The organism is Spiroplasma sp. hy2 (assembly GCF_044714365.1).
GTDB classification, from domain to species: Bacteria; Bacillota_I; Bacilli_A; order Mycoplasmatales; family Mycoplasmataceae; genus Spiroplasma; species Spiroplasma phoeniceum.
Window position 1 is genome coordinate 1 of sequence record NZ_RXFZ02000139.1, and the last position, 2,732, is coordinate 2,732.

Sequence of the window (2,732 nt, forward strand, 5' to 3'; positions counted from 1 at the left end):
ACAACACTAGAAATAGCATCAGCAATAACACCATTTTTAATATTTTGTTCTATTAATGCTAAGTCAAAAGCCTCATTCATTAATTTTAAATTAAATCTCTTATCAATCGGAACTGGAATTCTTGTTAATCCCATTGTTTGAGTTGTTCCACCATTTGGTAATGAATAATCATCTTGTCATACCACACGATGAGTTAAATTATATAGTGCTTGTCCTGCATTAGGTAATCAAGCAACTTGTTCTGCGGTTGCAGTAGCATACTGCATAATACTTGCATATTCATTATATAAAGGTCCACGCAATAAAGCATTAACCATATCAACATAGGCTTTTTGACCTGTTGTATTACCTTGCAATGTAAAAGGTACTTGTGGCAAATTAATTGTTGCCATAATTTCACTCCCTTATTATCTAAGGTTTTTAAGTGTATAATCAGTTAATTTTTTAATTTCCTCAGGAGTATATGCTCCTTTTTCTTTAATAGTTTCAATTTCATCATTTTTATTTTCAACCGATTTTTCAATCATATCTTTAATTAAATTACCAGGTGAAACTGATAGTTGTTCTTCAACAAACAAATCAGGTTTTAATTCTTTTAAAGTTTGCATTTTTTCAGTTAAAGAACTACCACTAACTTTATTTAAATTAGTTTTAATATCTTCAATTTTAGTAGATGGAACATCTTTAAATGCTTTTAATTCATCTAATTCATTAGATAATTTAATAAAGTCTTCTTTGGATATAACATCTTCGCGTTTTTGCACACTTTCTCTAATTTGCTTTGCTTCATTATTAAACTGATTTAAGATATTTTCTGCAATCTCTTCACTTAAACCCTGTTCGATTAATTGTTCTTTTGTAAGTGCCATTTTATAAACTCCTCTTTTTTTATCCTTGTTCGATTAACAAGTCAGCATAAACTCTTTTTTGATACAAAAAGATTAAAACTTACATTAATTATATACCTATAGTTTATAAATACAATACTTTTTATATAATAAAACTAAACTTAATATGCTTGATTGCTAATTTAGCCTTTAAAACGCGTAATAAGGGGTATTTAACAAGATGAAATTTTAAAATAATTCCTAATTTTGCTTGTNTATATATATATATATATATATATACTGAAGGTAAATCTTGATAAAAAATTTCAAGATTAAGAAAAGGAGAAATACAATAATGAAAAAACTTTTAAGTTTATTGAGTGTATTAACTATTAGTGGAACTGCTGTACCAACAACAATTGCCGCTAGTCCTTATCAAAAAGAAGAAACTATTAATAATTCAAAAAAATTAAACAGAAGTAAAAGAGAAATTAATCAAGATTTAGTAGTATTAAAAGATAAAAAAATAGAAAAAAATACATTAACTTTTTATTTTAATAATAAAGATGAAAAAGTTATAAATTATTTTCCTTCTACAGGTTTTTTCCTATCAGATCTTAAACCAAAAGAACACATATATAAAAAAATATATAATTTTAATCTTGGTAAAATAAATCCTATAATTTATAATAAAATTTATTTTATTACAGATACAGATTTTGCATCTTCTATAGAATGGGGAACGGGAAGTAAGAGTGTGACTAGTTGGATAGGAAAGACAATTAATGGTATTTTAAATAATAAAGAAATTATAGATATAATGTGAAATGAAAAAGCAGATGAATATAATTATTTCCCAGATGGAAATATTGATAGAATTGCAAATTTAGAATTGCAATCTATTAGTGAAAGAGATGGGTTTGCTGGACTTGATGCTAATCAAAAATTTGGATTAACATATTATTTAGAAAATGAAGAATGACATTTACAAATTTTAATATTACAAAAAGCATATATTACCACAAGCTCTTCTGGTGGTCAATTATATCTTAACATAGGGTCAGGAATTAAATTAATACAAGATGACAATAATTATGTTGATTTATTGGATGATTGGAATGAAAATTTTAAAGATTTTATAAAAAATACTGAAAATAAATTTAAAAATGAATTAAATAAATACGGCAATGATGAACGCGGACAAGCTTTAAAAAAAGTTGAAATTAATAATATTTTAGATAATTTTAGAGATAAAATTATTAATTTAAAACATATAGTTTATACTATAATTGATCATAAGCATATAAAAAAACTATATAGTAAAGTTGCAAATTTAGAATATGGTTTAAATAAATTAAAAAACGATGTTGAAAAATTAAGTTCTTTATCTCCATTATCTTTATGTGGTTCTGTGACAAATGCTGCTTCAATAGCTAGTGGTTTTATTCCTGTTGTTGGTAAAGTGGCTTCCTCTATTTTTAGTATTGTTTCTGCCGGTTGTTCTTTAGCTAATGAATTTAATTAATAAATTTATTATTCATAGTTAATTTATGGAAATAAACTAGTAATTTATTTCCATTTTTAGTTAAATTAACAAAAAAAGATAAATATGAAAAAAATATTATCTATTTTAGGAACAATCACTTTAATAGGAACAAGTACAACCAGTTTAGTTGCTTGTAATAAACCACAATATAACGAAAAAGAATTAGAAAATTTAAAAGAAAAAAATAATATAAATATAAATGGAAATATTTTAGAATGAATAGCACCACAAGAAAAAGTATTTAATACTGTTGATAATAAATGATATTATGTAGTATGACACAGTAATTCAAGTGAAAATTGAAGAATTACAAAATTTAAAAATGATATAAAAACATCAAAAGAAAATGGAAAAAKAWT

4 protein-coding genes are annotated in these 2,732 nt (G+C 24.2%); 2 read left to right on the forward strand and 2 right to left on the reverse strand.

Going from position 1 to position 2,732, the window contains the following annotated elements:
* On the reverse strand, positions 1-392 hold a 392-nt coding region (locus EHV01_RS04550; RefSeq protein WP_422066406.1), incomplete at its 3' end, for a hypothetical protein.
* A 15-nt stretch (positions 393-407) separates the two neighbouring features.
* The gene (locus EHV01_RS04555; RefSeq protein ID WP_422066407.1) at positions 408-869 is read right to left on the reverse strand and encodes a hypothetical protein; all 462 of its coding nucleotides are present in this window, start codon (positions 867-869) and stop codon (positions 408-410) included.
* A gap of 313 nt (positions 870-1,182) precedes the next feature.
* On the opposite strand from EHV01_RS04555, the gene EHV01_RS04560 reads away from it, so the two are divergent.
* Together EHV01_RS04560 and EHV01_RS04565 are read left to right on the forward strand one after the other, a co-directional pair.
* Positions 1,183-2,352 carry a hypothetical protein gene (locus tag EHV01_RS04560; protein ID WP_422066408.1) on the forward strand — a complete coding sequence of 390 codons (1,170 nt, stop codon included), beginning with the start codon at positions 1,183-1,185 and terminating at the stop codon, positions 2,350-2,352.
* A gap of 84 nt (positions 2,353-2,436) precedes the next feature.
* Positions 2,437-2,732 (forward strand): lipoprotein (locus EHV01_RS04565; RefSeq protein ID WP_422066409.1); only part of this gene is annotated, 296 nt, incomplete at its 3' end.